At 54.6% G+C, this 24148-nt stretch carries 28 protein-coding genes and 2 pseudogenes; 13 read left to right on the top strand and 17 right to left on the bottom strand.

The window, feature by feature from the left end; all coding sequences use genetic code 11:
• The first annotated feature begins 162 nt into the window (after positions 1–162).
• From IAE30_RS20950 to IAE30_RS20960, 3 genes are all read left to right on the top strand, one after another.
• Positions 163–390 (top strand): hypothetical protein, encoded by a 228-nt coding sequence (locus IAE30_RS20950; protein WP_234472825.1) that lies wholly within the window; start codon positions 163–165, stop codon positions 388–390.
• 712 nt (positions 391–1102) lie between these two features.
• Positions 1103–1411: a hypothetical protein gene (locus tag IAE30_RS20955; RefSeq protein ID WP_200680917.1), complete on the top strand. Its 309-nt coding sequence runs from the start codon at positions 1103–1105 to the stop codon at positions 1409–1411.
• A 231-nt stretch (positions 1412–1642) separates the two neighbouring features.
• Entirely contained in the window at positions 1643–1906 is a 264-nt protein-coding gene (locus IAE30_RS20960) for a biofilm development regulator YmgB/AriR family protein (protein WP_200680918.1), read from the top strand.
• Between the two features lie 21 nt (positions 1907–1927).
• Here IAE30_RS20960 and IAE30_RS20965 read toward each other — a convergent pair whose 3' ends face one another.
• From IAE30_RS20965 to IAE30_RS20975, 5 genes are all read right to left on the bottom strand, one after another.
• Positions 1928–2098, bottom strand: a complete 171-nt coding sequence (locus IAE30_RS20965; protein WP_234472827.1) for a hypothetical protein — start codon at positions 2096–2098, stop codon at positions 1928–1930.
• Positions 2099–2215: 117 nt separating this feature from the next.
• Positions 2216–2347, bottom strand: a complete 132-nt coding sequence (locus IAE30_RS30300) for a hypothetical protein (protein WP_255253270.1) — start codon at positions 2345–2347, stop codon at positions 2216–2218.
• A gap of 1 nt (position 2348) precedes the next feature.
• On the bottom strand, positions 2349–2471 hold the full coding sequence (locus tag IAE30_RS30305; protein ID WP_254919502.1) for a hypothetical protein: 123 nt from the start codon (positions 2469–2471) through the stop codon (positions 2349–2351).
• A 105-nt stretch (positions 2472–2576) separates the two neighbouring features.
• Positions 2577–2810 (bottom strand): hypothetical protein, encoded by a 234-nt coding sequence (locus IAE30_RS20970; RefSeq protein ID WP_200680919.1) that lies wholly within the window; start codon positions 2808–2810, stop codon positions 2577–2579.
• A gap of 201 nt (positions 2811–3011) precedes the next feature.
• Positions 3012–3272 carry a hypothetical protein gene (locus IAE30_RS20975; RefSeq protein ID WP_100701725.1) on the bottom strand — a complete coding sequence of 87 codons (261 nt, stop codon included), beginning with the start codon at positions 3270–3272 and terminating at the stop codon, positions 3012–3014.
• A 274-nt stretch (positions 3273–3546) separates the two neighbouring features.
• Here IAE30_RS20975 and IAE30_RS20980 point away from each other — a divergent pair, with 274 nt between their 5' ends.
• Positions 3547–4707, top strand: coding sequence for a diguanylate phosphodiesterase (locus IAE30_RS20980; protein ID WP_200680920.1), 1161 nt, complete (start codon positions 3547–3549; stop codon positions 4705–4707).
• A 42-nt stretch (positions 4708–4749) separates the two neighbouring features.
• On the opposite strand, the gene IAE30_RS20985 is transcribed toward IAE30_RS20980, so the two are convergent.
• Complete coding sequence (locus IAE30_RS20985) at positions 4750–5052, bottom strand: hypothetical protein (protein ID WP_200680921.1); 303 nt, start codon at positions 5050–5052, stop codon at positions 4750–4752.
• Positions 5053–5278: 226 nt separating this feature from the next.
• On the opposite strand from IAE30_RS20985, the gene IAE30_RS20990 reads away from it, so the two are divergent.
• The 3 genes from IAE30_RS20990 to IAE30_RS21000 all read left to right on the top strand — a co-directional run bounded on the left by IAE30_RS20990 (position 5279) and on the right by IAE30_RS21000 (position 6268).
• Complete coding sequence (locus IAE30_RS20990; RefSeq protein WP_200680922.1) at positions 5279–5584, top strand: hypothetical protein; 306 nt, start codon at positions 5279–5281, stop codon at positions 5582–5584.
• Between the two features lie 144 nt (positions 5585–5728).
• On the top strand, positions 5729–5989 hold the full coding sequence (locus IAE30_RS20995) for a hypothetical protein (protein ID WP_160833702.1): 261 nt from the start codon (positions 5729–5731) through the stop codon (positions 5987–5989).
• An 81-nt stretch (positions 5990–6070) separates the two neighbouring features.
• Positions 6071–6268: a hypothetical protein gene (locus tag IAE30_RS21000; protein ID WP_200680923.1), complete on the top strand. Its 198-nt coding sequence runs from the start codon at positions 6071–6073 to the stop codon at positions 6266–6268.
• 217 nt (positions 6269–6485) lie between these two features.
• On the opposite strand, the gene IAE30_RS21005 is transcribed toward IAE30_RS21000, so the two are convergent.
• From IAE30_RS21005 to IAE30_RS21030, 6 genes are all read right to left on the bottom strand, one after another.
• Positions 6486–6752 (bottom strand): biofilm development regulator YmgB/AriR family protein, encoded by a 267-nt coding sequence (locus tag IAE30_RS21005; RefSeq protein ID WP_200680924.1) that lies wholly within the window; start codon positions 6750–6752, stop codon positions 6486–6488.
• 135 nt (positions 6753–6887) lie between these two features.
• On the bottom strand, positions 6888–7160 hold the full coding sequence (locus IAE30_RS21010; protein ID WP_166936812.1) for a hypothetical protein: 273 nt from the start codon (positions 7158–7160) through the stop codon (positions 6888–6890).
• 104 nt (positions 7161–7264) lie between these two features.
• The gene (gene ycgZ / locus IAE30_RS21015; protein ID WP_039328007.1) at positions 7265–7507 is read right to left on the bottom strand and encodes a regulatory protein YcgZ; all 243 of its coding nucleotides are present in this window, start codon (positions 7505–7507) and stop codon (positions 7265–7267) included.
• 278 nt (positions 7508–7785) lie between these two features.
• Positions 7786–8040, bottom strand: a complete 255-nt coding sequence (locus IAE30_RS21020) for a hypothetical protein (RefSeq protein WP_200536854.1) — start codon at positions 8038–8040, stop codon at positions 7786–7788.
• Positions 8041–8515: 475 nt separating this feature from the next.
• A complete protein-coding gene (locus tag IAE30_RS21025) occupies positions 8516–8698 on the bottom strand; it encodes a general stress protein (RefSeq protein WP_075564136.1) in 183 nt (60 codons plus the stop codon).
• A gap of 264 nt (positions 8699–8962) precedes the next feature.
• Positions 8963–9610: a hypothetical protein gene (locus IAE30_RS21030; RefSeq protein WP_200536855.1), complete on the bottom strand. Its 648-nt coding sequence runs from the start codon at positions 9608–9610 to the stop codon at positions 8963–8965.
• Positions 9611–9771: 161 nt separating this feature from the next.
• Between IAE30_RS21030 and IAE30_RS21035 the strand changes: the two genes are divergently transcribed.
• Entirely contained in the window at positions 9772–10011 is a 240-nt protein-coding gene (locus IAE30_RS21035; RefSeq protein ID WP_045816981.1) for a biofilm development regulator YmgB/AriR family protein, read from the top strand.
• On the opposite strand, the gene IAE30_RS21040 is transcribed toward IAE30_RS21035, so the two are convergent.
• The gene (locus tag IAE30_RS21040; protein WP_200680925.1) at positions 10001–10315 is read right to left on the bottom strand and encodes a hypothetical protein; all 315 of its coding nucleotides are present in this window, start codon (positions 10313–10315) and stop codon (positions 10001–10003) included. The two genes, IAE30_RS21035 and IAE30_RS21040, sit on opposite strands and share 11 nt — an antisense overlap.
• Before the next feature lie 1264 nt (positions 10316–11579).
• On the opposite strand from IAE30_RS21040, the gene IAE30_RS21045 reads away from it, so the two are divergent.
• Positions 11580–12086, top strand: a complete 507-nt coding sequence (locus IAE30_RS21045; RefSeq protein ID WP_200680926.1) for a DinB family protein — start codon at positions 11580–11582, stop codon at positions 12084–12086.
• Between the two features lie 1237 nt (positions 12087–13323).
• A pseudogene (locus IAE30_RS21055) lies at positions 13324–13724 on the top strand (VOC family protein).
• 100 nt (positions 13725–13824) lie between these two features.
• Here IAE30_RS21055 and IAE30_RS21060 read toward each other — a convergent pair.
• Positions 13825–14031 carry a DUF6500 family protein gene (locus IAE30_RS21060; RefSeq protein WP_200536859.1) on the bottom strand — a complete coding sequence of 69 codons (207 nt, stop codon included), beginning with the start codon at positions 14029–14031 and terminating at the stop codon, positions 13825–13827.
• 208 nt (positions 14032–14239) lie between these two features.
• Here IAE30_RS21060 and IAE30_RS21065 point away from each other — a divergent pair, with 208 nt between their 5' ends.
• On the top strand, positions 14240–14887 hold the full coding sequence (locus tag IAE30_RS21065; RefSeq protein WP_234465298.1) for a hypothetical protein: 648 nt from the start codon (positions 14240–14242) through the stop codon (positions 14885–14887).
• Positions 14888–15101: 214 nt separating this feature from the next.
• Here the strand turns inward: IAE30_RS21065 and IAE30_RS21070 are convergent, their stop codons facing one another.
• On the bottom strand, positions 15102–15821 hold the full coding sequence (locus tag IAE30_RS21070) for a type 1 glutamine amidotransferase (RefSeq protein WP_200536860.1): 720 nt from the start codon (positions 15819–15821) through the stop codon (positions 15102–15104).
• 24 nt (positions 15822–15845) lie between these two features.
• The gene (ptsJ, locus tag IAE30_RS21075) at positions 15846–17174 is read right to left on the bottom strand and encodes a transcriptional regulator PtsJ (RefSeq protein ID WP_200680927.1); all 1329 of its coding nucleotides are present in this window, start codon (positions 17172–17174) and stop codon (positions 15846–15848) included.
• A gap of 69 nt (positions 17175–17243) precedes the next feature.
• Here ptsJ and IAE30_RS30105 point away from each other — a divergent pair, with 69 nt between their 5' ends.
• Entirely contained in the window at positions 17244–17432 is a 189-nt protein-coding gene (locus tag IAE30_RS30105; protein WP_234465300.1) for a hypothetical protein, read from the top strand.
• 122 nt (positions 17433–17554) lie between these two features.
• Positions 17555–17824, top strand: a pseudogene (locus IAE30_RS21085) (winged helix-turn-helix transcriptional regulator); the annotation flags it as partial.
• Between the two features lie 165 nt (positions 17825–17989).
• Here IAE30_RS21085 and IAE30_RS21090 read toward each other — a convergent pair.
• A complete protein-coding gene (locus tag IAE30_RS21090; RefSeq protein WP_200680928.1) occupies positions 17990–23986 on the bottom strand; it encodes an autotransporter outer membrane beta-barrel domain-containing protein in 5997 nt (1998 codons plus the stop codon).
• Positions 23987–24148 lie beyond the last annotated feature (162 nt).

Below are 24148 nucleotides of genomic sequence, written 5' to 3' on the forward strand. Positions count from 1 at the left end.
GCTGTTGGGCCAGCTGGCCAGTGGTGAGAGGTTGATTCATGGTCACTCCGGTCTACAGGTTGCACGGCGCAGCCCGACAGGCGGAGGAAGGTTGCATGCATTTTTTGTATGTTTTGATACGAATATGACTGCGCTCATGAAAATCGGCCGGCAGCCGAATATATGATGTACACAACAGACAACTGCGAGTCACTACTCATGGCCAGAGCCCTGCCCCCGACCTATCTTCCCGTTTCCCCTTCCTGCCTGGCAGAAAAGCTCCGCGAAATTGCGGACATGCTGGAAGTCCACAGCCCGTTTATCCGCGCGGCAGAACGGCACTGCGCCACGGGAAGCCGCGGCGAGCCTTTAACGATTATCCGCATCGAGATTCAGGAGCAACCTGAGTAAGTCAGATATTTACGGTTAAAGTAAGGCGGATGACTGGCTCAGGCAACTCTATGCGCAGGGCCATATCAGTGCGGCCCCGTCCCGGGGCTTAAATTATTTTATGCACCGGGCACTTAAATATAAACGCTTACGACTCGCCTCTGCCGGTTAACTGAATGTCAGGGTACATCGGATATACAGGACGCCAGCTCCGGGAAGCGCCGCTTCGAACAAACAGATTTATATTTAAGCACAGCGCCAGTGTGAAAGTGGCAGCATATTTTCGCTTCGGCAATCAGTCAGTCATTGGAGACAGAAAACATAAATGAGAGAGTTAATGAACATATTCTCTGCAGGAAGCTCGTTATGGAGAAAAACCATTGCGTAGATCCTCTGGCTTTACTGCACCTGAACAGGATTAAGCAGTCTGCCTACGGGTGCGCCCTTTCGGAATCGGATGCGCAGCGCATGCACCGTGCTCCTGACAGTACGAGTTACCTGCTCTGAGCCGGGTGCAGGTCAGAGTGAGAGATATTTTCTCAGGATGGAAGACGCAACATCAATATATCTGAAAAATATCAATCACTTATAATAAAATGAGAAGATTCAATTTATTTATCCTTATTAATCGATAGCCGATAACTATGCACTTCATTTAAATCCTTCCCGGCCATTTGCTATAATAAAGGCGTGGTTAAAATTATTCTCACTCATTTTTAAGCGAGGTGTAAACGTGTTGTACAGCGAAGACATGACCGGTCACGCAGTTATTGGTGAAGCAGCAGTCAATCTTGCCGTGCGTGAAAAGGAAATATCCGTTGATGCTCTGCTAACGGAGCTGAACATTATGCTTAAAGCAGAGAAAATCAGCAGTCGCAGCCGGCGCATCAGCGATGCCATCAGCTGGCTGCGCGACTTCCGGATCGTCGGTGCTCGCGGGGGCGCCGGTAAGAAATGGATGCTGTCTGATGCAGGCAGCCACAGTGCCGCCGGCGAGGCCACCATTCGGCTGCAGGCTGATGATGAAGATGAAATGAGATAACCACAACTCTAGGGAGCGGGCGCTTAGCGTCCGCCTTCACCTGACTTCGTAAGATGACTGCTTGCGCGCGCCATCATTAACGAAGCGCACCCCAGCTCCTTTTAACCTATAATTTCTCTGTCATCGGGTACGTTCTGCAGATGCAGCGCTGCCGGCCACACAATAACAATCCGCAACACCACTTTTACCGCCGTCATCCGCTCAGGATGCTCCGGCAGGAGCCTTCACAGCATGAAAAATACCAACTCAGTGACCACAATCCGCGCCCGCCTGCAGAACAGCGGCGACGCGCTGGCGGCAGAAAGTGTAGAGCTTGAAGAGGCAATACAGGCGATTCTGGCCTCAGGCGGACAGCTGACCAACAAAACGCTCATCATCCACGTCATTCGCGACCTTGAGCAGGAGCGTGACGCGCAGAGACAGGCGGTGCTGCGCAGCGTGCTGGAGCTTATCGTCAGTCACACGCCGGACGACGCCGGCGGGCAGACCTTTTAACGCCTGCGCGACAGGGCTAATTCAGTTAAGTTTGGCGGCAAAAATCCGGATGGCCCGGCTGCAGGCCTCGCGCATGGCCATATCGGTACCAGTCTCCTTCAGGCGCCAGAGCGTACCGATAAGTTCGTGCGGGCTGACTGTCCCGCCCCTGTGCAGTATCTGCCTGATGGCCAGCCCGATGACTTCGTGCATAACATCCTGTGTTTCATTATCGTTTTTCAGATGCGCTCCGCTTATTGGGGATATACACAGTATATCGTGATAAGCGGCGCGCAGATATGAGCACGAAAAAAAACCGCCCGGAGGCGGTTAAATCAGCGGGGTGGCGCCCCGGTCAGGCGGAATGTCTCTGTCGCCGCCCGGCACCTCGTCTTCATGACCGGGCGCCGGCTCGTGGTCCGGCAGCGGGGTCGCATCGTCAGGCATCGGCTGGTCAGACATGCTATTTTCCACCCTTCTGCTTCATGGTATCGCTGTCCCTGGTGTCTTTTTTGTTGCCCGCGGGCAGCTTGCTGTGGTCGGCGTCTTTGCCATCCTTCACATTTTTATCGTTACGGTCAGCCATGTTTACCTCCGTCACCCGGTATCGGGTAACGTTAAGTTTAACCGCGTGACGGTACCGGAAGGTGAATAAATATCCGGTCTGTGACTTAAGCGTAAAAACCGCTCATTACGCGGGCGGTGAAAGCCAGGCGTCCCGCGCCTCTGTCATGCTGTCGTCCACGCACAGCCTGCAGATGCAGGCCCGTATCTTCAGCTGCTGTGACGCAATCTGATACGCGTGCCGGTAGCTCACGGCCGAGCCCAGAAACTGACGCTCCGGATGGTCCTCCAGGCACACGCAGCCCTTCACGTGCAGCTGGTCCTGCTTTTCCATCCTGAGCAGATAGTAAAACTGACACATACGCGTTCTCCTTCCATGCTTAAAGAATCACTGTATGCCCGGATATATAACGAAGGAATTAATTTCTGATGCGATTTAAGCGCGGGATAAGCGGAGAGCGTCGTCCCTGACAGGTTCTCCGGCCGGTACACGCCTGAGCGCGACCGCTGAGGTCATCTTCATCGTCGTCTTCCGGCCAGAGCCGGACTACGTCCTTTGGCGTCAGTTCTTCTCGTCGTTCAGGCCCGCAAGGGTCTGCAGGTACGGCACGTGCCGGACGGCCTGCTCCGGCTCGTGGAAGCTCTTCAGCCAGCTTCTGGCTTCGGATATTTCAGTGAGCCGGTTATCGCTGCCGCCGGCCTCCGCCATGTGTCCGAGCTCTGCAATAAGCGAATGCACGCTTATTTCCTTTTCGCCCAGCGCCAGGCTCAGTGCCGCCTCGCCAATAATGACGTGCCCTTTCCCGTCGTGTTGAATAGACAAATTTACTACCTCCGTTTTACGTTGATGACAGCCTCACGTCACACTGTAGACACAGTTAAAGAAAGTGCCCGGAGGATGTTCTGAAAACCCCTGTTCCGTAATAATTTATTTCATCAAATGTGATTACAGGGTTCCGCGCGCGGCGAAGATTCTAGTTACAGGCAAGCCCTGATATTCATTCCGCATCTCACTGTGCCCGTTACCGGTCCGGTTTGAGAAAGTGCGGCCGGCTGCTATGGTGCCCGTGACAATCTGCGGCAATACGGAGCCTGTAATGCTTACAACCATAATTTACCGGAGCCACCTCGCCGATGACGTGCCCGTCAGCATCCTGCCGGGCATGGTGGAGAAGGCAACGCTGCTCAACGCCCGCCATCAGGTAACGGGCATCCTGCTGTTTAACGGCACGCACTTCTTCCAGATCCTGGAGGGCCCGGAGCAGGGCGTGCTGGACATCTATGGTCGTATCTGCGCTGACCGGCGCCATCACAACGTGGTTGAGCTGATGCGCGACTACTCGCCGTCGCGACGCTTCGGCAACCACGGTATGGAGCTGTTCGACCTGCGCCATCACCCCCGCGGCAGCGTGCTGCAGGCGGTGCTTGACCGCGGCACCTCTAAGTACCGCCTGACCTATGACGATCGCGGCCTGCAGTTTCTGCGAACCTTCGTGGAGGCCCGGGAGAAAGAAAACTACTTTGAGGTTCTGCCCGCCGACTACTGGGACTTTGTGCCGGATGAGAAAGGGTCACCCGCGCCCGCGGCGGGCGTGACCTTCCGCCCGGTGGTCGACCCGCTCGGCCGTGAGGTCACGGCCCTTGAGGCCATACCCGATGATGCGCCGGAGGGGCTCTCCGCCGATGCGATGTATGTACATAATCTCGCTGCGGTCACCGGGGCGCTGCACAGAGCCGGCAGGTCATGCCCTGACGACATAATGCTCTACCTCAGCATTCTGCCCGGGACGCTGGTATCCGTTCCGGATGCCGTTAGCCGGATTGTCCGCGCCATCGACAGCGCTGAACTGGTGCCGCAGCAAATCATACTGGGCGTCAGCGAGACGGAGGTGATTTCTCAGCTGGAAGCATTTTCCGCAGCGGTGCGGCAGCTGAAGCAGGCCGGCATCAGCCTCTCTATTGATAACTTCGGTGACGGCTCCGCCGGGCTGTCTCTGCTGGCGCACGTCCAGCCGGACCGCGTACGCATCGGCGCCGCGATCGTGCGCAATATTCACCGCAGCGGACCCCGCCAGGCGGTGGTGCACGCGGTGCTGCGCTGCTGTTCTGCCCTGGAGATTAACGTCATCGCGGCGGGCATCGAGCAGCCGGAAGAGTGGATGTGGCTGGAGGCGGCAGGCGTAACTGACTTTCAGGGCTCGCTGTTCACCGCAGAGGGCGCGGCCGTGGCCTGGCCGGAGACACGCGAGGCCGTCTGACGCACCGGAACAGAAAAAAAAGGGCCCCCGGGCCCCTTATGATTAACAGGACGCGGCCCGGTGTGATGCGAGCCGCGCGCCGACAACTCCCGCCGCCACGCCTGGATTTTCCTGACGCAGGGTTCTTCCCCGGTTGGCCTTTTCAAGCCAGGTGCGGAAATGCGTCATCATGGCCGCCGCATGCTGCGCGTCCGGCGTGCGGTAAATCAGCAGCCGGCCCTTGGTCTGGTTTGAGAAGTCGAGGGCATAAATCTCGATGACGGCCTCGCGCTGCTCGCTTTCAATTGCTGTGAAATGCATGTCAGGCCAGCGGTTCACCTTCAGCATAAACTCACTTAAAATCATTTTTTTCCTCTTATTGTTTTAAAATCGGTACTCTTTTCACTGGTCCGCCCAGTGTAGAATGGGTTGCGGACTCTGCAAGCCGTCAGCGAGTTATTAAGCGTAAAGGTTTCGTAATCTCCCTGTTTTCAGCACCGGAGATAACTGCAGCATGCGCCAGCAGGAGATATCCGGCAATCTGCCGGTGGGCTATCAGTGCAACAGGCAATAACACACAGGAGAGGCAACCATGCTCAGCGAAAACAGGCTCCGTCACATCGCCGGCGATCCGGACAGCCATGACGCGGAGGCCGTCGCGATGGCGCAGGAGATCCTGCAGCTGCGCCGCACGCTGGGCGCGCCCTGGGCCGTGGTACAGCCGCTGGGCGAGCTGTATGTGGAGGACGGGAACGCGGCCATGATCTGGCCGGCGAGTCTGGCGGAGCGCGGCGACGTCTGCCTGTACCGCCTGGAGAAGCCTTCTCCGGTGGCGGAAACCGCCCCGCCTGCAGCAAAGCAGCGCAGCCGAAGAAAGAAATTACCGGCGCCGGAGTAAGGTATTTTCAGGACAGAATACCTCAGCCGGACATCGATGACGCTGCAGCGCAAAAGTTTTCTACAGGTTCTTCTCCCCCGTTAATGTCCGGACCCGCTGCGCTATGGTAAGCTCTGCGCCCGAAACCTGCTGCCGGAAAACCCCATGAAAAATGACTTTGAAGAAAAAATGGCCGACATCATGATTGGCGAGGCCGTCACCGCGCTGCTGGAAGAGGACATCGCCATCAGCTGGGCCGTCCTGACGGACCGCCTGCGGGCGGCTATTGAGCATGAAACGGATGAAGACCGCGTTCGCGCAGGGCTGCGCGCCATTGAAGAGGTGCGGCGGGAAATGCAGATTCGCGCCGCTGAAAAGACCGGGGTGCACGGCACTGACGGTATGTCAGCGCAGAAGCTTCACTGAAGTCAACCGGGGCGCTGCTGTATCCCCGGGGTCGCCTTTCTGATATACTGTATACTTATCCACCTTACGGACGGAGGTCATATGAACGATGACACCACCGCCGAAGATATCTACGCCGTTATCGGAACGGTCGTGGCGCGCCTTCTTAAGCCGGACCAGTACCTCACCCTTCACGAAATCACCAGCGCCCTGCACAGCATGGGCGAAGCGGCAGGCGCTACCGGGATGCGCGAAAGCTGCGAACGCGCCGTCAGGCTGCTGGCTCAGCAGATGCACTGACCTTCAGATTCCTCCCGTTCTGACGATCACTCCTCGCGCAATGACGGTGACGTGCCACACTGAGAAGTGTAAACCTTTTTAACCGGGAGATGCCTGTGAAAGTCTGGATTGCCGTAACCCTCGCCGCCGCCGTCAGCTGCTCCGTGTGGGCTTCACAGGGAGGGTTTGACTCACCGGCTGCGCTGTCTGCCGCGCACGTCACACAGCAGAAGTAGCCTCAGACGCCTTCGTCGTCGGGCGTTTTGCCCACCACGATTTCCAGCGCGCTGCGCAGCACGTCAAGCTCGACAACGTCTGAGGTACTCTCCAGCTCGGCGATCAGATAAAGAATGATCGCCTTGCTGGTGACCTTTTTGCCGTGAATAACGATGTCGCGGATGACGGCGTCCAGCACGGCGGTCTCGGCGGCCAGCGCGTCGCCGCCGCTGCGGAAGTGCTGGATGATGTCGGCTTCGGCGGTGGTGTGATGTTCGTTAAGCTGCATGATGTTATCCGTCAGGCCCTGCGGGCAAAAGTGGCCAGGCTCAGTGCCTGAAATAAAAAACGGCCACCTCCCGGGTAGCCGCGTCCTGCGGGCGTCCTGCCACTCTCCGCACTGGTCGGAGATTCGGTCTTCAGTTTACTTATTGTTACCGCCATCAGGGCCGGTCAGGGCACCGAATGCCAGCACGTCTGCGTCGCGGCTCTCACGTGACTGTACAAACTCGCTCTGCACCTCGCCCAGCGCCAGGGCAATGGCTGCACGCCTTTCCGGGTTCGTCTCGCCGCCGTTCATAGCGCGAAGCTGCCGTGCCACGCCGTCTGCGCTGATGTGGTCTTCGCTGCTCAGCAGCGCGACCACCGCCTCGCCCAGCACAACGTCGGCCAGACGAGTTAAATCTTTATTATTCATACCCGCATCTTCCGGTTCGTGCCTTCCGGGCAGGATGGCAGGACGGCCATTCCGGGCGGTCCTGAATGCATGCTGCGGGTCCCGCCTCATAACACCGGTGTAACTCAGCGTTCAAACAGCATGCCGATTAGCGTCTGGTAATGACGCTCTTCTTCCTGATTCGCTGCCACTTCAAGGCGGCGCAGCAGTTTGGTACAGATGGCCTTACGATTAAGGTTCTTGCCTGCGCGCAGGATTTCTACGACAATCTGCCCCAGCGTTTCCTGCTGGGTTGGCGCCGACGCCTTGCTGAAGTAATGCGCAATGTCGCTGGCGGAGTCCGGGAATTTCGTAACGTTCTGACGCATGGTGAACCTCTCAATGGTTAAAATGTAGTCGGCTCTGTCTGACCGTAAAGTTATACAACTAAATCAAACTTGTACAGCAATTGTGTTGTTGTACAGCTTATCTTTTTGTGCAAAAAGTGCTAGATGTTACTAAACAGTAACTTAGGTGAGTATCAGCGCGCGAATGATGAGCGAGTTAACGAAAGGGTTGTACAACAGTCAGAACAGCATGCTCAGCTCAGGGGCCGGGGTACAGGGAAGAAGCCTGCCCGGTATCATCCGAACAGGCGGGAATGCCTTCAGTGCGCTGAGCCGCGGCCTGAGGCGGTAATCCATCTCAGCTCGTCCCGGTTGCCCGGTAATGACTCAAACCTGCGGAGCCAGCGTTTCGCCCCTCTTATCTGCACGCAGCGCGCTGGATTTTCCTCTACGTCGGCCATCTCAGCCAGCTCGCGGATAAGCGAGCCAACGGTAATGTCCGCATTATTCATCGCCAGATGAACTGCCGCTTCGCCAATAATCATTTGGTTCTGGTCATGGTCATTATCAGGCATGCTTTGCTCTCCCTCCGCTTTATTACGATATTTCAGTGTAGTCACTTAACGGACTGAAAACCGGTTCCATTTAAATACTTTCCGCGCATTATCCCGTCAGTCAGAATTACGCTCAGCCGCACAGCAATAAAAAACACCCTGAATTCAGATGCCTGACAGATTATGAGAGGTAAATATCGGAAAATACTGAATAAAACTTATGTGTAGTCTGAAATCGTTTTCATCCTGAGATGCAGCCTGAGCATGTGAATGTTTCGGGATTTAATCTCAGAAGAGGATTTAACATGGCCTGAAAAATATGGATGATAAGCCTGCAGGTTACTGGCCATGAATATGCGCCACATATTAGAAAAATCAGGGGGTAGGTTCCGTTGATTATTCTGCTTCAACCTCAGAGATAATTTGGAAATGCATATTTCCAAATTAAGCGCGCCGGGATAAAATTTTCTTCCGGCGCGCGTCCGTGTTGTTTTATTTAAACTTCGGGTTTTGGGCCCCGCCGGCTGATAAGCCCGCCTTTACGGCCGGCCTCGCGGGCGCGATCGGGACAGTTTTTGAAGTTGCCGCCGCTGGCGGCGCCGCCTTTGCTGCCCGCCTCAGAGGCGCGTGCCGGGTCGGCCGCGAAGTTTCCGGCTCCACCGCGTCTTACTGTTGTCATGATGTGTTCCTCAGATAAAAGTTGTCATGTATATCAGACGGTTATAGTGTGGCACATCCGCACAAAACTGCCCGCGCTCAGCACAATATTTTTTAAGGATATGACGGCGGACACGAATTGCAGAGTGGCTGAATCTAAAATGCGGGCCCGCTGGATCCCCGCGCTTGCGACTTCAGCGATATGCGCCAGGCTATGTGCGGGGAACGGCGCGTGACATCCCTCCGGTGGAGAGTTGTTCTGCAGGCGCGCCGTTCCGCATTCGTATTACTTCTGCACAGCGTTCAGGGGGTGCGTGCTGATGACAACCCGTCGCCGCAGGTGGCTTTCTGGCTCCGCGCCCCAGCAGAAGGCGGCCCAGTGGCCGCAGAACGCCAGCCAGCTGCGCACCGGGTGGAGGCAGCCAGACTCGCCTGTGCCGTCCCACACGTACACGTAGTGCTCCGGGTCGCGCAGTGCCCAGGCCACCATTCCCTCCCACATCACTTTTGCCGCATTGGTCTGCGCGCTGTCGGTAATGATGATCGACCAGCGATGCAGAAAATGGCAGAAGAAACGGCGCGCCAGGCCGTGCACCGCCCCCTCATGCTGAGGCTGGCGGGTGCGCCATACCATAACCTGTATGCAGGCGCGCTCCGGCGAGGTGAAGTCTTCGGTTTCTTCCAGCCTCACCGCATACACGGTCTCCGGCTCGGGCTCCTGCGTGACCAGCCTGAACTGTCGCTCGGCTCTGTTCTGCCAGAGTGTGTAGCCGAACGGCGTCACAAGCCCGGGCAGCGTAAAAGACTCCACGTCGCGGGCAAGAAAGGCGCGGGTGTCGGCCCGGTTGGTGTCTTCCGGATTCAGCACCTGGCTGAAGCTGGTGTCGGGCAGGGTAATGGGCATGCTGTCGTCCGCCGTTACTTTTCTGTTCACTTAGCCTCCCTAATAACCGGAGCGTTAATTTATATCGCTGAATTGTCTGCAATAATGGGTGGTGCTTTTTAAAAGATAGAGCACCGCAGGATTACTGCTGTACACGCGCCTGTGCATCGGTTACTTTGCGCCCGACCTCATTCACTACGCACGGGTATTTGATGCGACAGGACGGACTACCTCCGGAAAAAGAAGCCGGATTGACCGGCTATTTCAGCCAGGTCACTCACCCCTGCCAGATTGAGCTGCTGGGCCGCATCACCGTTGAAATCCTGCGTCAGGAGCGGCGGCTCACGCGCACCGCCTTGTGCCTGAAACTGATAGGGCGCCTCGACGGTGCCGACGATGAGGCCGAGAGAGAACACCTGAAGGTTCTTCTCAGAATGCTGTTTAATCGCTGAGCCTGAGGGGTAACACCGGGAGTTCACCTATCACGAAACGTTCGTCCAGGGAAGAGAGCGGCAAACGGAATGCCGTGCAGTCATGGCGCATAACAACGGTTCGCAGATGCCGGTTACAGATAAACCAGACCTCGTCTCGGTCATTGGAAAGAATGAAGTATGCGTCAGACGTTTCCGACGGATTAAAGCACCCCAGCGCCCTGTAGGCCGTCGTGAGGCTGAATCCGCTCAGCAGTGGCAGCGGCCGCGGGCCGCCTGGCAGTTCTTCCACCCTGAGATACAGCCCCTGTTCCATCCAGAGCATGGCCACCTCCGTAGCGCTTCTTCATTCTTCAGTAAAAGTTACGGTGCCGGGTGCCTCCCGGTGATTCAGAAAGGCTACCACCTGAATCGCGCTTTTGTTCCTGCTGTACCTGTGTAGCCTGGCCCCGTCGCATAGAGGGATTCACCGTGTTCAGAGCATAGCAGCCAGTCAGCTTTGTTTTCTGACATCACAAAAAATAGTGAAGCAGGACGTTATCTACTGCTGCACCCATTGAATCAAAAAACATGAATTTATTTTTCATAAAACTACCGGATACATTTGGGAGAATGTGATTCTGGTTAATAATGCTCGCCAATTGACTGACAAAGAGAAGGAATTAACTGAAATGATTATGCTGAGAAAAAGCCCGATGGCGGCCAGGTTGTTCTGATTAGTCAGGTCAATGGGGGGAAGCGGAAAACCAGCCCATTTTGGACCAGTAAGCACTTGTTCTGAAGCCAGATAATATCACCTCGACACTACCAGTGTTCCGCACTGGCCCCTGCTTCCGGACAGCTGCGAAGCGAAAAAATCAGGACAAATCGCCAGGTCTGGAAAAAAATCCCAGGACGGTACCCGTGAAAAAGATTCAGTTTCCATTACACCCAAATCCGGAGGAGTTCCGGACCGGAAATAACTATAGACAGAATAGAAGGCGTTTCAAAATTTTTCGATAAATCATGTTTTTGGCAAATGCGCATGGGATATTTTCTTTCAACATGCAGCAGGCTTACCCGGCCTTATGTATCTATGCAATACATTCTTTTTTAAAACTTCGAACCCTGTAAGCAATATCCTGAACGAATAGCACCGAGAGCCAACCACAATAAGCAGTCCCGCCCGGCAGACTTTGTGCGCAGACTACATGACTCACCGTCGCAATGAGCTGTTTTATTCACATCCATACAATCAGGCAGTACGTTACTCGTGGTCGGACCTTAGCTGTGAATACCTGACCCTGCCAGAATTTTTTTCACCGGGCTGTCATGATCCCCTCAGGCGACTACACTCAGATGCGCCTCACCGCCCTTACTCACCTGCAGGCACTTACCGGAGGCATCACCCTGTCCCGCCGCCGGTATGGAAGGTATATCCTGTGCATTGCATTAAGGTGTGAATGTGAATTCTCAGCCTGAAACCCTTCTGTCGCAGAAAAGACTGGCAGCGATAAGCTCCGGATTGTCAGTCTCAGTCCACGCCGGATTAATTAAATGTGTACTTCACGCTACCGCTATGCCGGACGTGCTGACGCTCTGGAAAAATTATGCAAAGAGTTACCGCCCTGACGTTACTGAGATATAAGCACTGGATGGATGCCGGGATGCTGAGCGCCATTGCCGAAACGGACGCGCGCCGTTTCCGCGCTGAACACCGTGAGATGCTCAGGCTCATGTACCACATGCACGCCACTGACATGCTCATTCGTGCCAACCTGAAGGGGGAAGCGCCATATTGGCCGAATATCAGACCGCGCAGGCCGCCTGAGCAAGCAGTCCTGGTGCCGTGCATGCTGGCCTGCTCCGGCTGGTTCATTGAATATGCGGCTGGCATGACGGCGGAAGCCTGGGATCGCCCCATCATTTATCAGCGCAGAGACGAAAAGGTGGCACAGACAAGCCCCCTCAGCCTTATCGAGCAGGTGTTACTGCATGGTACGCGACACCGCGGCGCGGTGAGCTGGCTTATCAAAGCGTGTGGCATTCAGCCCCCTCAGGACGTGGTGTCACATTTTCTGCGTAAACAGATGACGTCTTTCGGCACAAGGGGCTGAAGGAATGGCGATAATCCCAAAGTTTTGCCGCAAATCCGGCCGTTTCGACAAAATCGGGCGAAATAAGGCATGAGTCCTGCTAATCAATTCATCATGAAATTTCAGCAGAAAAGTTAACAGACTTACACCCAGGGGTTTCTGGATGAGAACATTCCGAAGGGAAGCAGCCTAATCTTAAATAACAATCTATGTAAATTATAGGGTTACGGATTAGGCAATGCGATGTTAGATTGGAGCGCGACATTAGCAGTGCTTAACCCCACCTCTGCGAGAGAGCGTTGTTCCGGCGTGAACAAAACAGGCCCACTGATACTCATTAAGTGGGCTTTTTTTTTGATAAAAATTTTTGCTCATTACGGTCAGCCATTTCAATTTTAATCCCCTCAGTTTCAGTGCCATTCTTCGTCTGCGTCACACAGCAAATAAGCCGTTTTGTCCTTAATCCGGGGTTTTGATGAGTTACATTTTTCACCGCCGCGAGCCGGAAGATAAAAAGATCATTGTGATAAATGAACAATGGCAGATTACATACTGGATGCTCACTTTATAGACTACGCAGGATAAGCTGGTGAAAGCTCTTAAAACGGTGGGCACAGATCCGGAAACCGTTAAGCGCTATCTCCTACATTGAGCTTTCTGGCTTACCCACCTCCCGGTGGGTTTTTTATTTATATCGGGCCGCCGTGAACTGTGGGGGATTATGAACAGGAAAAAGTGGATAAAGAAATCCTGGGCGGATGGCCCGGGAGCAACAGGAGTAAGCACTTCCGGTCTGAGGCCGGCGATGTTGGATCCTGAGAGCACGTCAGCTATTGCAATGCGTCACACTGGTGTTAGCACGAGGAGTAACACACGCGATAAGCTTAACGCCCAACGCACTTTTATTTACCAGCAAGCGTCTGATCTAATGGCGCAGCGGTTTATCCGGCAAATGGCTTAACGCCGGATATGCTCATGCAACGTGCTGATAAAGCCATGTATCAGCAGAAGATGAAGGGAAAAAACGGGTTTCGTTTATCTGAAGAAAGGAATGGTATGGATAAAAAGCAGGATGACATATTCATCTGATCATTATGTACAGGGCGGCCGAAATATGACAGGTAACTTAATTGTTCAACGGGCTGCTGTATGCCAGGAGCGGAAGTTGATATTTTGGAATCATTAATACTGCTAATAGCTTTCTGTTGTGTTAAAAAATTGCTTTAGCTCAGCAGTGCCTGAAGTCTTTGGAGCAGAGATGAGAACGCAAAAGCGATGCATGGGTTATGTAGCTATCGTGGTCGACGACTATGACCGTGCAATTGAGTACTACACTGACAAGCTGGGCTTTACGCTGGTAGAAGACACGCCGCAGCCGGGTAAACGATGGGTCGTTGTGACGCCCAATCCGTAAAGCGACTGTTATCTTCTCCTGGCCCGAGCTTCAAACGAGCGTCAGGAAGGCTTTATCGGCAACCAGTGCGGCGAGCGGGTATTTTTTTCCTGCAGACTGACGACTTCTGGCGTGACTATAACGCCATGAAGGAAAAGGGTGTTCACTTCAGCCAGGAGCCGCGGGAGGAAGAGTACGGAATGGTCGTTGTGTTTGAGGACATCTACGGCAATCGCTGGGACCTTTACCAGAACAAGCAAAATTAAAGCTCTTTTACGGTTGGGGCATCACGACTTTATCGGCCCCACTAAAATGTCCGCAGATCGCTCATAGCCGCCATTGAAAATGATTAATAAACTAACTGACCTACACGAGAGATATGATTTTTCTGGCTTTCTCGAAATGATCCAATTTCATCTCCATGATCCACCATTGGGCGACTTCCATGAGTAATTCCGGGTCATCATTCTTGTTGGCAAAGAAAGCATAAAATGACACGCCGACATCATCCCCCTTCGCCGCAATCTTTGCTTCACATACTTGCACAATCTTTGCTCGGATACTGGATCTCATGACGTTTCCCTGACGGTTTCTGAGGGAACATGCTATCACACTCAGATGAATGAGGAGGATTTCGGGTAAGGGCCATGATTAAGACATCCCATTCAGGTTGGCTTCCTGTTTTAGTCGCTCATGGTTATGATTTAGCAGGATTTTAATCTATCTTATTTGTCTCATTTTCTGGGATAAAAGGAATTTCATAAAAACACCACACCTGCTGATGTCACTCACCTTACCGGTCATGCTTGCGGGTTGCGCGACGCCACCTGCGTCACTCCCGACCGGCGTTGAATACATTAAACCCGTCCCCGGTGAGACCAGTACCGCTTACATGGGTGATGCTGTTATTAAATCGACGACGGGGCTAGTCGGGGATGCACTGGAATTAGGAAGCGCGAAAGGCACCTTCTCAACTGTCGCCTCGGGAACGTATTGCCATGCGTATGGTGATGTTTACCGGAACTACGATAATCCGCTGGCGGTAGGTCTGATTAACATCTATGGCCATGTCGTTAACTACCAGGATTACGTCACCTACGATGCCGCAAAAAATACAGTCAGCCCGCCAAATCACACGACTTATACATCCTCTGAGATATCGATAAAACGCGTGCCGGATGGAGTCTGTAAATTAAGTAACGCACCAGTGAAAAGCATTGAGTACAACGGCAATGCCGGGGGTGTGATGAAATTTACCTATCGTGAGATTTCCGTCACTCGAGGAGAAACAACCTCTGACTTTACCATTGATGCGAAAGGGAGTGACATCGTCACCTATAAAGGCGCGCGATTCAAAGTTATCAGCGCGGACAACACGGCAATAAAATATACCGTGTTGTATGGGTTTACCCGAAAAGATAAGTTATGAATCTAACCCACTGAGGCGTCAAGAACAAAAGAATTGTCATCCTTTCGGTATAGGAACTCTGGGGAAGTTTATGCGTCAGTCCGGGAACAGGCTTTTCAGGGTGCGTAATTTCCCGAGATTTTCCCTCAATGCTAAAACATAGGGATTGGGCGAAGAACAATGCGGCATTCGCTGGCCAGAAAAGTCACGACATTCGCCGCCTCTTGAAGTTTTGCTAAGCGGATTGGTAGCGAGCTTGTAACTTATCCAGGAACCCAAACAGGACCTGATTCATTTCGCTGTAATCGTGTGCGCGAAGTTCTTCTGGCGTGTTAACGAAGCGATATTCTGCGGCGCGGCTCAGGTCCTTTTCGGAATGCGCGATCAGCAGGTCAACAACATCCAGCGTCAGTTCCATATGGCATTGGAAACCAAATACGCGATCTGAGTACGCAATGATCTGGCGCGGGCATCCCTCACTGTAAGCGATGATTTTTGCATCCGGGGTCAGGCCCGGCATGTCATTGTGCCAATGCCCCACTTCTAACGTTTTGGCAAAATGAGAGAACATCTCATCCTTGCTGCCTTCTTCCGTCAGTGTGATCGGGAATTTACCAATCTCTTTTTCCGGGCTGTGAGCGAACGGCGCGCCGAGTGCTTCACCGATGAGCTGTGAGCCGAGGCAAATACCGATGACAGCTTTGTCGGTTTTCACCGCAGAAGCAATCAGCGCCTGCTCAGCTTTCGCATCGAAGTGCGGACATTCTTCACGTGTGGTGGCAGGATCCTGCGGGCCGCCCATGACGATCAGGATATCGATACCTTCCGCGTCAGCGGGTAACGTATCGCCTGCGTAGACGCGTGAATATGTGACATCATGACCCTGATTTCTGGCCCATGTTTCATAAGCACCCGGTGCTTCAAAATCTTCATGTACGATGAAATGTACGTGCATTACAGAGAACTCCATAAGTGATATTCAAGCCCTATTGATGGCTTGAATCTGACGTTGCTGTGCCAGAATACCGGCCAGAGATTTAGCAATTGATTCAGTTTCCGGTTCATCAAGGTCAGAAACGGTGATCCTTACCCCAGAGCAGGCATTATCCAGGATGAAACCTTCTCCAGGCCGAATCAACCAGCCCCTATGCGCCATTTGCATAACCGTTGTCGCGCTGCTTTGTGCCAGCGGAACCCATACGTTCAAGCCATCGTGATGGCCTGAAACCGTGACACCATGTTGTTGCAAGGCACTGACAAGCCGCTGCCGTTGGCCGAGATAACGCTCACGTGCGGCCAGCATTGAGGGTTTAAAGCCAGGCGAACTCATGTAACCCGCTGCCATATCTTGCAGAATATGGCTTACCCAGTTGGTTCCGGCATTCAGGCGCTGGCGCAGACGCTGTGAGGTTTCCGCATCGCTTGCCACAAAGGCCATACGTAAATCAGGTCCAAGAAACTTGGACATCGAACGGATGAGCACCCAGTTACGGGTATTTGCCGGCACAACGTGGTGATATTCCTGTGATGAGAGCAGCGAAAAATGATCATCCACGATCACCAGCACCTGGGGATAACTTGTCAGCAAGGTACGTATACCTTCAGCCCTGCCCGCACTGAGACCAAATCCGGTTGGATTGTGGGCGCGAGGCGTGATGATCACTGCCTGTACGCCAGCAGAAAGTTGACGTGACAGCGCCTCTATCTGCATTCCTTCCACATCGATTGCCACAGGTGCAGCCTTAAGGCGGCTGTACCGTAGCGTACTGATGCTGCTGAGAAAACAGGGATCTTCTACAGCCACGCGATCGCCTGCAATCAGGTAGCTGGCAAGCACCCTTTCGACGGCATCAACAGCGCCGTTAGTCAGGTTTAAATCAAAAGGGGTATTCAGATCGGGCTGCAGCCATTCAATGCCTATTGTTTCAAGCTTCGGGCGAATCAAGGTTTCACCATACAGACCCGGGGTATTGGCAATATACGTAGCCAGTTGGCTGACCGGGGGAAGGACCGAAGCCGAGGGGTTGCCGCTGGCAAGGTCGCGCAGGACCAGGTCGGGTGCGCTACCTTCGATATCAATGGCCGCGATGGGTTCGCGTACAATCGTGCCGTTTCTGCCTCTCGATATGACAAAACCCGCATCCGTCAGGCGCTTATAAGCTAAAGCAACCGTATTACGGTTGATACCCAGCTCACTTGCCAGCTCACGTAGAGTAGGCAGAACAGTACCCGGAGCCAGTTCTCCTGCCTGGATCATTGCGCGGATCTGGTCGAAAATATCACCCGCTGTTTTTCCATTTATCTTCATTGATCTGGTTCAAATAATAGTTTAGCCTAGGACAATGTTAATGGAGTGCCGAGCCCTTGTCTATACGCTATGAAAAACATCGAAAACAGCACCGAACCCTCTGCAATAGCTGATACGCAGCCCCGCCACGAGATGCACAATCGCTGGCCCCGTGCGGAAAGCGTGCAGGATTTCATCGACAACCTGGCTGCCGCTCAGTCCCGTATTGATGCCGCCTGCCTGCGAGTTGATGATCACTTCTGGCCCACAGGAGGATAAGGCAATGCTTCCCAATCATCCTGCAAAATAGCGCTCAGGCCGAAGCGCTTATCAGCAAGCTTCAGAGCGTCCTTTGTGCCGAAGACGGATGGACTTCTGTCAGGTGAGTATCTGACCAAGATATTCTTGGGACCCGTGGTCCTCTTCGTTATGGAGAGATACGCCGCCACCTTACAGGCGTCACGCAAAGAATGCTGACACGCACGCTTCGCCATTTGGAACGCGACGGACTTATTTCCCGCCAGGATTATCATGAAAAATTGCCTCGAGTGGTTTATACGATGACCTCTACGGGAGAGGAAATGCTTTTACAGATGTTACCTTTATGGTCCTGGATCATCACATCAGCGGATAATTTCCGCCGAGCAAGAGAACGTTACGATGGTGAATAAAAACAATTTGTGAATCTCGGGAAATATGGCCGCCGTCAGGATCGTGATGACTACGACGGTCACGCCAAACGCTACAGTGCGGATATAACCGGGGACGCAGCTCCATTTATCGCACGGGTTTTAAACGTGAAACATTTTCGGTAGCCAGAACGGCGACCGGTGCAATTAAAACGACCAGCGTACGCCCGAGTTGTAACGCCAGCCTTTCGCGCCGTTGCCGTCGATCTCTTTGCGGTAATCCGCTTCGGCGTACAGCGCCACATCCTTGTTCACCGTCGCGGTGACGCCCATGCCGACATCCCACATTTTGCCGAACTTGCCGCTGTCGAAGGTTTCACCGCTGCCAGTATCCGCCGCGCCGATCTTCGTTTTCGCGGTGCCGCCCCAACCCTGCGTGTAATTCACGCGCAGATACGGCGTGTACTGATTCGCGCTGCCGTCCTGCCAGGTTTTATCCACGCGCGCGCCGACGCGGCCAATTGTCTGGCTGTAATCGTCGTAGGAAATGCGGGTGTTATCGCGATCGGTGAAGCTGTCCATCTTCATTTGCAGCCAGGTGATCTGCGCCTGCGGTTCGATGCGCACGCCGCCGCCTACTTCCAGCGGATAACCCGTCTCAACCGATGCCGTCCAGCCGTTGCCTTTTGGTTTGGCGACATCTTTCTGCCGTGCAATGTCAGTCGCGCCGCGATGCCAGCCCCAGCTCAGCGAGCCGTCCACGTAAAAACCGCTGTCGCGCAGCCAGGTGCCGTAGAGCGACAGCGTGTCGCTGTCGAAGCTGGTCGAGCTGTAGCCATCTGCTGCGTGCGGGCGAATGCGCGTGTTGCCGCGCGTGTAGGCCACGCCGCCGCGCAGGCTGCTGTCCTCGCCATCCAGGCGAATCACATTGCCGCCGAGCTGCACCGCACTGTAGTCGAGACCGAAGTCGTAGCCGTAATGGCTGACGCTTTGATTGGTCTTGTATTTCAGGTTGGAGCCGATGTAGCGAATAAACATCTCGCCGCCAACCGCATCCGGATTTGCCTGCTGCTGGCGCAGTTCACCGAGGCGTTTATGCAAATCGTCGGTGATTGCCAGCGAGTAATAAGCGAGGCCAACCGGCGCAGAGATGTAGGACGGCACCTGCGGCGTGACCGCCAGACGCGCGCCACTTTGTGCGCCGCCTGCTGACGGCTGGCACAGGCTGCCGTCTTCGCACACGAAGGCGTTCGCCAGTCGATAATCCCACGCGCTGCGGGCTGCGTCATTGCTGCCCGGTGCGAAGCTGTATAAACCGTATTGCCACGGCCCGGATGCGACATAGCCGCTTTTCAGCGCAAAGCTGTTGGCATTCGCGCTGCCGGACACCTGCGCCAGCGACACGCCTTCGTTCGCAGCGATCACGCCATCGCCGTTGCTGTCAAACAGCGGCGCGCCCGCGAGTTTTACTTCAACCTGTGTCACGCCCGATGCCGCGCCATTCACCCGCACCACATCGCTGTTGGTCGCTGTGGCGTTCAACTTGACGCTGCCGCCCGCCGACGCCAGTTCGCCGTCAATCGTTAGCGTATTCGCCGCCGTATTGCCGCCGTTGGTGAGATCGAGGGTGCCCGCGTTATTCACCACCAGCGAATCGCTGGTGCTGCCCTGCAACCGCGGATTGACGTTATCACCCGCGAACAGCGTTGAACCGCTATCGATGTTAATCGTGCTGTGCGCCAGTTTGATGTTGTCGGTTAACGTCCATTGGGTGTTGTGGAAGTTCAGCGTGCTCCAGCCTGAACCCAAATTGGTGCCTTTTGCCGCATCATCGCTGGCGAACGAGCCGCCGCGCGCCTTGAGTTGGCTGAGATTGAGCGTGCTGCCCGCGCCATTTTCCGTGGTGATATGGCGCGTATCAGCCAGACTCACCTTCTGCACCGTGGCCTGATTACCCGCACCGCTGCCCATCGTCAAACTGCCGTTGATGGATCCGCCGGTGACAATCAGTTCATCGCGTCCGTTGCCGGTGTTCACGTCGCCGACCACCGCACCATCCAACAGCGCAATGACGTCATCGGTCGCGCCGCTCGCCACAACAACCTGATCAGGGAACGGCGCATTAATGGTGCCCTCATTGATAAACACCGTTTGCCCGCCGCGCAGGTCGATCAGCGGCGCAACGCGACTTTGCGAGCTGATAGTGCCCTGGTTAATCACCTGGCTGGCGGTTTTGGTGACAATCGCCGAGCCGCCGTTCGCCGCCTGAATATCAATCAAGCCCTGAGAAATCACGTTGCCGCGGGTGTTGGCGATCACGCCATTGCCGGTTCCGGTTACCACAATCGAAAAATTCGGCCCGATCACCAAATCGTTATTGGTGGTTGAACCATTGGCGTTTTCAAAGCGATAACCGGTGCCCGAACCGCTAACGTTGATTTGCGCACTGCCAGTGGGATTGAATGAGGTCGCCGAGCGAATGCCGTTACCGTTTGCTACCTCTAAACGCACGTTATCCAGATTGATGTTCGGTGTTTCGGCGCGGTTGTTGATCGCGCTGCCGCTGCCGTACGCGCCGATAGTGATGTTGTCGGCTTCGAACCCATCCGCGCCAACATCCAGCAACAAGCCGTCGGCGCTGCCGTTGGCCTGCATCACGCTGTAGCCCTGGCCGTCGCCATAGATTTTCATCCATGCGCCGCTGCCGACGCGCATCGCCGCAATGCCATCATCGACGCGCAATGCGCTATCGACCGGCACGTATTGACCGTAACCGCTGCTGACATCGATGCCGATACCTGACGCGATGTGCATGCTGCCGCGATTAATGAAGTTGCCGCCGTCATGCACGCGCGCGCCGGTGCTGTTCGATCCGCTGAGCTCGACCACGCCTTGATACTGGTTAAACAGGCGCGCACCGCCGCTGACGTCAAACGCCGTCGCATTCGCGCCGTTGCCGTTTATGGTGGAGGCTGCGTAGATTTCCGTTTCATCTCCGCTGGCAATCGCGGCAGTGGTATTTTCGCCGCTGAGCGTAATGCCGCTGCTGATGACGCCCTCGGCGCGGTTGCTGGCGGTCATCACGGTGGCACCTCTGCCGCTCGCGACATAATTGTCGGTGCTGGACACCTGCGTGCCTTCACCACTCAGCACAATGCCTCGGCTATTTTCACCGCTGAGCGTCACGTTGCCGGGATTCTGTGTATACAGCCACGCGCTATTGCTGATGTCATACAGCGTCGAATTCGCGGTGCGCACATCCACATTGTTGCCGTTGCTGATCAGTTGCGTGCCCTCATCGGCGGCACGATAGCCAGTTTGATTCGCGTCGTTGAAGGTGATGCGGCTGTCCGCGCCAAAGGTGATTCGACCGCCTAAGAATGCGTTGGCGCCCATCGCCTCTTCGCCATACAGATTAATGGTGCCGTTTTGGTAGATGCGCGCCAATGAGTTGCTGGCGATCAAGCCGATGGTGGTGTTCAACTCGAAACTGTCGCGGTTGTAGATGTTGATGGTGCCGCTGTTGAAGATTTCGGTTAACGCGGTGTTATCACCCAAATCCGGCATACCATACGCATACAACGCGTTGCTGCGCAGGGTCACGTTGATGGTGCCGCTGTTGGTCACCTTCGCACCGCTTTGCGCGTAAATGCCGCCGCTGTCCTCGCCGGTAAAAGTGATGTGCCCGGTATTGGTAAGCTGAGCCTGATTGCTGGCGATTAAACCGACCTGGAAGCGGCCGCTTCCGTTTATCTCAGCATGGTTGGTGAGAAGCGTATCGGTATTGAATCCGTGTTCGAAATCAATGGCCACGCCTTGCAACGTGTAGGCTAAGCCATCAACTTCTGCCGCCAACACGCTAGAACCATCAAGGTTAAAGCGTGTCGCAGCATCAATCGTCCCTTGCGCACCATGCGCAATTTTTATCCCGGTGCCCCCGATACCCCCACCGCCCCCGTTGCCAATATTTAGCGTTGCGCCGTTAGTATTAACCTGGGTTCCCACGCCGCCGCCATATACGCCGGTAGTATTCAATTCGTTCACGGAAAGGGTTAGACCACGGCCGTCAAAGTCCGCGCCATCCTCGACGCGAAAAATCGTGCCATCGACCACCGCTGTCGAGAAGCTGCCATTTTTCGGCAGGTTGATTTTGGCGTTTTCACCTTTAGTGTAGAAACTGATTTGCCGTTGCAGGCCAAATATGACGCGCGGCCCGGCAACCGGAACAGCGCTGGCGCTGACGTTCACCGTGGCGTTACCTTCGGCGCGAATACCAATCGCATCGTTGCCGCCAAGCTGAATCGGTCCGCTCACGTTGGCGACGGCATTGCCGCCCTCTTCGCCGATGACCCAAACGGCAGTGTTGTGATCGGTTGTGCCATATTGGCCAGCATCGCTGAGGATGTTGATAGCAGCGCGAGAATAAGCTTTAGCGCTTTCGCCCGCGTGGGCGATGACTTTGAGGCCGGTGCTGTTGTAACCGTTGAGATTGATGGTGCCTGCTTTGCCGTTGCCGACTTTGCCACCGCTGCCGGAATCAATCACCAACATGCCGACATTCTCGCGCGGCTGCCCTTCTGCCATCCCATTCACATCGATCACGCCATTGTTACGCGCGGTGGCATTGGGACCGTATTCAACCAGCATACCGACAGCATTCTGCACCAGCGATCCGATCACGATGCGTCCGTTGTTGACCGTGCGGGAACCGAGGAAGCTGCGAATGGCGCTTGCGCCGCCGCTGAGGTTCACCGCGACATCGCTGGTTGGGTCATTGTTGTGATTTTGCGGCGTGCGCCCGATGTAGATGGTGCCACCTTTGGCGTTGGTGAAACCGCCTGCGCCGCTTGCGATCACGCCGGTCATCGAACCGCTGCCGATGATTTCGGTGACGCCGAGATTGATGTTGCCGCGATTGATCGCGCGCGCATCGTAGAGCGAAATCGCCGCGCTATCGCTGTTTCCAGGCTGGAAGTTGATCACGCCGTTATTGCTGAAGCGGCTGCCATTGGTGGCAAGCACGCCAATGCCTGCGCCTATGGTGTTGCTATCAACGCCTTTGCCGTCGGCGTTGTTGAGGAATCCTGCGTTGATTACGCCGTTATTGCGACCACGCGCGTTGTTCAGCAGTTCTAAGCCGGAGCCGTTGCTGGAAAGTTTGCCGTTGATAATGGCTTTCGCGCCATTGCTGGCGCGCATCACCGCGCTGTGGCTATCCAACACTTCGAGGGTTTTGCCGCGATTGATTTTGACGCTGGCATCTTTGCCATCCGCGCTTAGCACCACTTGATCACCCAGCGCTTGCGCCACTTCATCGTCGTCATTGTTGGTGCTCATGCGATACACCACGCGTCCGTCATGCTGGGTGAAGGCTTTGTGGAATTCGTCGTTGTAGCGGTCGGTGCTGAGGTTGGATAAGGTGACCTGCTCAATTAGCCAATTATTGTAGTTACGCAGATCGTTGATATTGTTGATGTTGAAGTGGGTGGTGCCGCCATCCAGGGTTGAAACGCTGATGGCTCCGGCATAATTCACCACGTTGCCCGCGTCGTATGCCAGGCGATCGCCGCCATAAGGTGGCGTGGCTGCGGTGAAGGCGATGCGGTTATCGGAATCCCAGTTGAGGTGACCTTTTTTGGTGGCGGTAAACAGTTGGCTTTGTTTCGCCGCCATCGACCAGCTATTAGTGGAGGAATTAGCCGCCGCGCCATGTTCGCCAATATCGATATTTAGCGTGCCGTTGCTGACGGAACCGATGCGCGCATTAATATATTGTTTGTCGTTTACATCATAATAATCTGGCACTACGGTATCGAGGCCGACAGTCGGTAAATCCACTAAATCGGCGGTGTTATAAACATCGAAATTTGTATATGTCCAATCGTCATAATTCGGTATTTGAATGGTGAGATTTTGCTGGCCAATTTGCAGTCTCTGCTCGCCAATCAGGTTGTCATTGATTATTCGACCAATACTTTGTAATTCGCCAAGCGTCGCCGAAGTTGCCCCGCTCTCACCGGGTGCGAATTGCGGTAAACCGCGCAGCGTTTGCGTCGATCCATTGCATAGACAATAAACCCCAACCTTATTGTCATTAATTTCAGGCGTATAAGGCCTTAACTCCGCCGCCCACGACAGTGAGATAGGAAACATCAAACCTTGCGCCGCCACAAGGCTTAGTAACACCGGATTCAATTTGAACACAACGCATCCCTCAACAGAGAAAGACAACGCGCGCAACGGCGATCCGCTGCGCCGGAAGTTAAGTCGCTGATATAATTTGTTTCAGAAATTTAATGTTTGGCATCTGGTGTAATGAGTATCTACGTATTGCGCGGGAAACGTCTAGTTTGAGTTAAGGAATTG

The organism is Pantoea sp. S61 (assembly GCF_016625145.1).
Classification (GTDB): domain Bacteria; phylum Pseudomonadota; class Gammaproteobacteria; order Enterobacterales; family Enterobacteriaceae; genus Pantoea; species Pantoea rwandensis_B.

Excerpts from the sequence above, each read along its gene's own strand:
- IAE30_RS21040 (WP_200680925.1), bottom strand. The coding sequence starts at position 10,315 with ATGCTCTGGATGGAACAGGGGCTGTATCTCAGGGTGGAAGAACTGCCA.
- ptsJ (WP_200680927.1), bottom strand. The coding sequence starts at position 17,174 with ATGAAGATAAATGGAAAAACAGCGGGTGATATTTTCGACCAGATCCGC.
- IAE30_RS21070 (WP_200536860.1), bottom strand. The coding sequence starts at position 15,821 with ATGCACGTACATTTCATCGTACATGAAGATTTTGAAGCACCGGGTGCT.
- IAE30_RS20965 (WP_234472827.1), bottom strand. The coding sequence starts at position 2,098 with ATGCACGAAGTCATCGGGCTGGCCATCAGGCAGATACTGCACAGGGGC.
- IAE30_RS20985 (WP_200680921.1), bottom strand. The coding sequence starts at position 5,052 with ATGATTTTAAGTGAGTTTATGCTGAAGGTGAACCGCTGGCCTGACATG.
- IAE30_RS21005 (WP_200680924.1), bottom strand. The coding sequence starts at position 6,752 with ATGCAGCTTAACGAACATCACACCACCGCCGAAGCCGACATCATCCAG.
- IAE30_RS20990 (WP_200680922.1), top strand. The coding sequence starts at position 5,279 with ATGCTCAGCGAAAACAGGCTCCGTCACATCGCCGGCGATCCGGACAGC.
- IAE30_RS21060 (WP_200536859.1), bottom strand. The coding sequence starts at position 14,031 with ATGAGATCCAGTATCCGAGCAAAGATTGTGCAAGTATGTGAAGCAAAG.
- IAE30_RS21010 (WP_166936812.1), bottom strand. The coding sequence starts at position 7,160 with ATGAATAATAAAGATTTAACTCGTCTGGCCGACGTTGTGCTGGGCGAG.
- IAE30_RS20950 (WP_234472825.1), top strand. The coding sequence starts at position 163 with ATGATGTACACAACAGACAACTGCGAGTCACTACTCATGGCCAGAGCC.
- IAE30_RS21045 (WP_200680926.1), top strand. The coding sequence starts at position 11,580 with ATGCAAAGAGTTACCGCCCTGACGTTACTGAGATATAAGCACTGGATG.
- IAE30_RS20960 (WP_200680918.1), top strand. The coding sequence starts at position 1,643 with ATGAAAAATACCAACTCAGTGACCACAATCCGCGCCCGCCTGCAGAAC.
- IAE30_RS30300 (WP_255253270.1), bottom strand. The coding sequence starts at position 2,347 with ATGTCTGACCAGCCGATGCCTGACGATGCGACCCCGCTGCCGGACCAC.
- IAE30_RS21020 (WP_200536854.1), bottom strand. The coding sequence starts at position 8,040 with ATGCCTGATAATGACCATGACCAGAACCAAATGATTATTGGCGAAGCG.
- IAE30_RS21035 (WP_045816981.1), top strand. The coding sequence starts at position 9,772 with ATGCGACAGGACGGACTACCTCCGGAAAAAGAAGCCGGATTGACCGGC.
- IAE30_RS21000 (WP_200680923.1), top strand. The coding sequence starts at position 6,071 with ATGAACGATGACACCACCGCCGAAGATATCTACGCCGTTATCGGAACG.
- IAE30_RS20980 (WP_200680920.1), top strand. The coding sequence starts at position 3,547 with ATGCTTACAACCATAATTTACCGGAGCCACCTCGCCGATGACGTGCCC.
- IAE30_RS30105 (WP_234465300.1), top strand. The coding sequence starts at position 17,244 with ATGAAAAACATCGAAAACAGCACCGAACCCTCTGCAATAGCTGATACG.
- IAE30_RS20970 (WP_200680919.1), bottom strand. The coding sequence starts at position 2,810 with ATGTGTCAGTTTTACTATCTGCTCAGGATGGAAAAGCAGGACCAGCTG.
- IAE30_RS21025 (WP_075564136.1), bottom strand. The coding sequence starts at position 8,698 with ATGACAACAGTAAGACGCGGTGGAGCCGGAAACTTCGCGGCCGACCCG.
- IAE30_RS30305 (WP_254919502.1), bottom strand. The coding sequence starts at position 2,471 with ATGGCTGACCGTAACGATAAAAATGTGAAGGATGGCAAAGACGCCGAC.
- IAE30_RS21065 (WP_234465298.1), top strand. The coding sequence starts at position 14,240 with ATGTCACTCACCTTACCGGTCATGCTTGCGGGTTGCGCGACGCCACCT.
- IAE30_RS20995 (WP_160833702.1), top strand. The coding sequence starts at position 5,729 with ATGAAAAATGACTTTGAAGAAAAAATGGCCGACATCATGATTGGCGAG.
- ycgZ (WP_039328007.1), bottom strand. The coding sequence starts at position 7,507 with ATGCGTCAGAACGTTACGAAATTCCCGGACTCCGCCAGCGACATTGCG.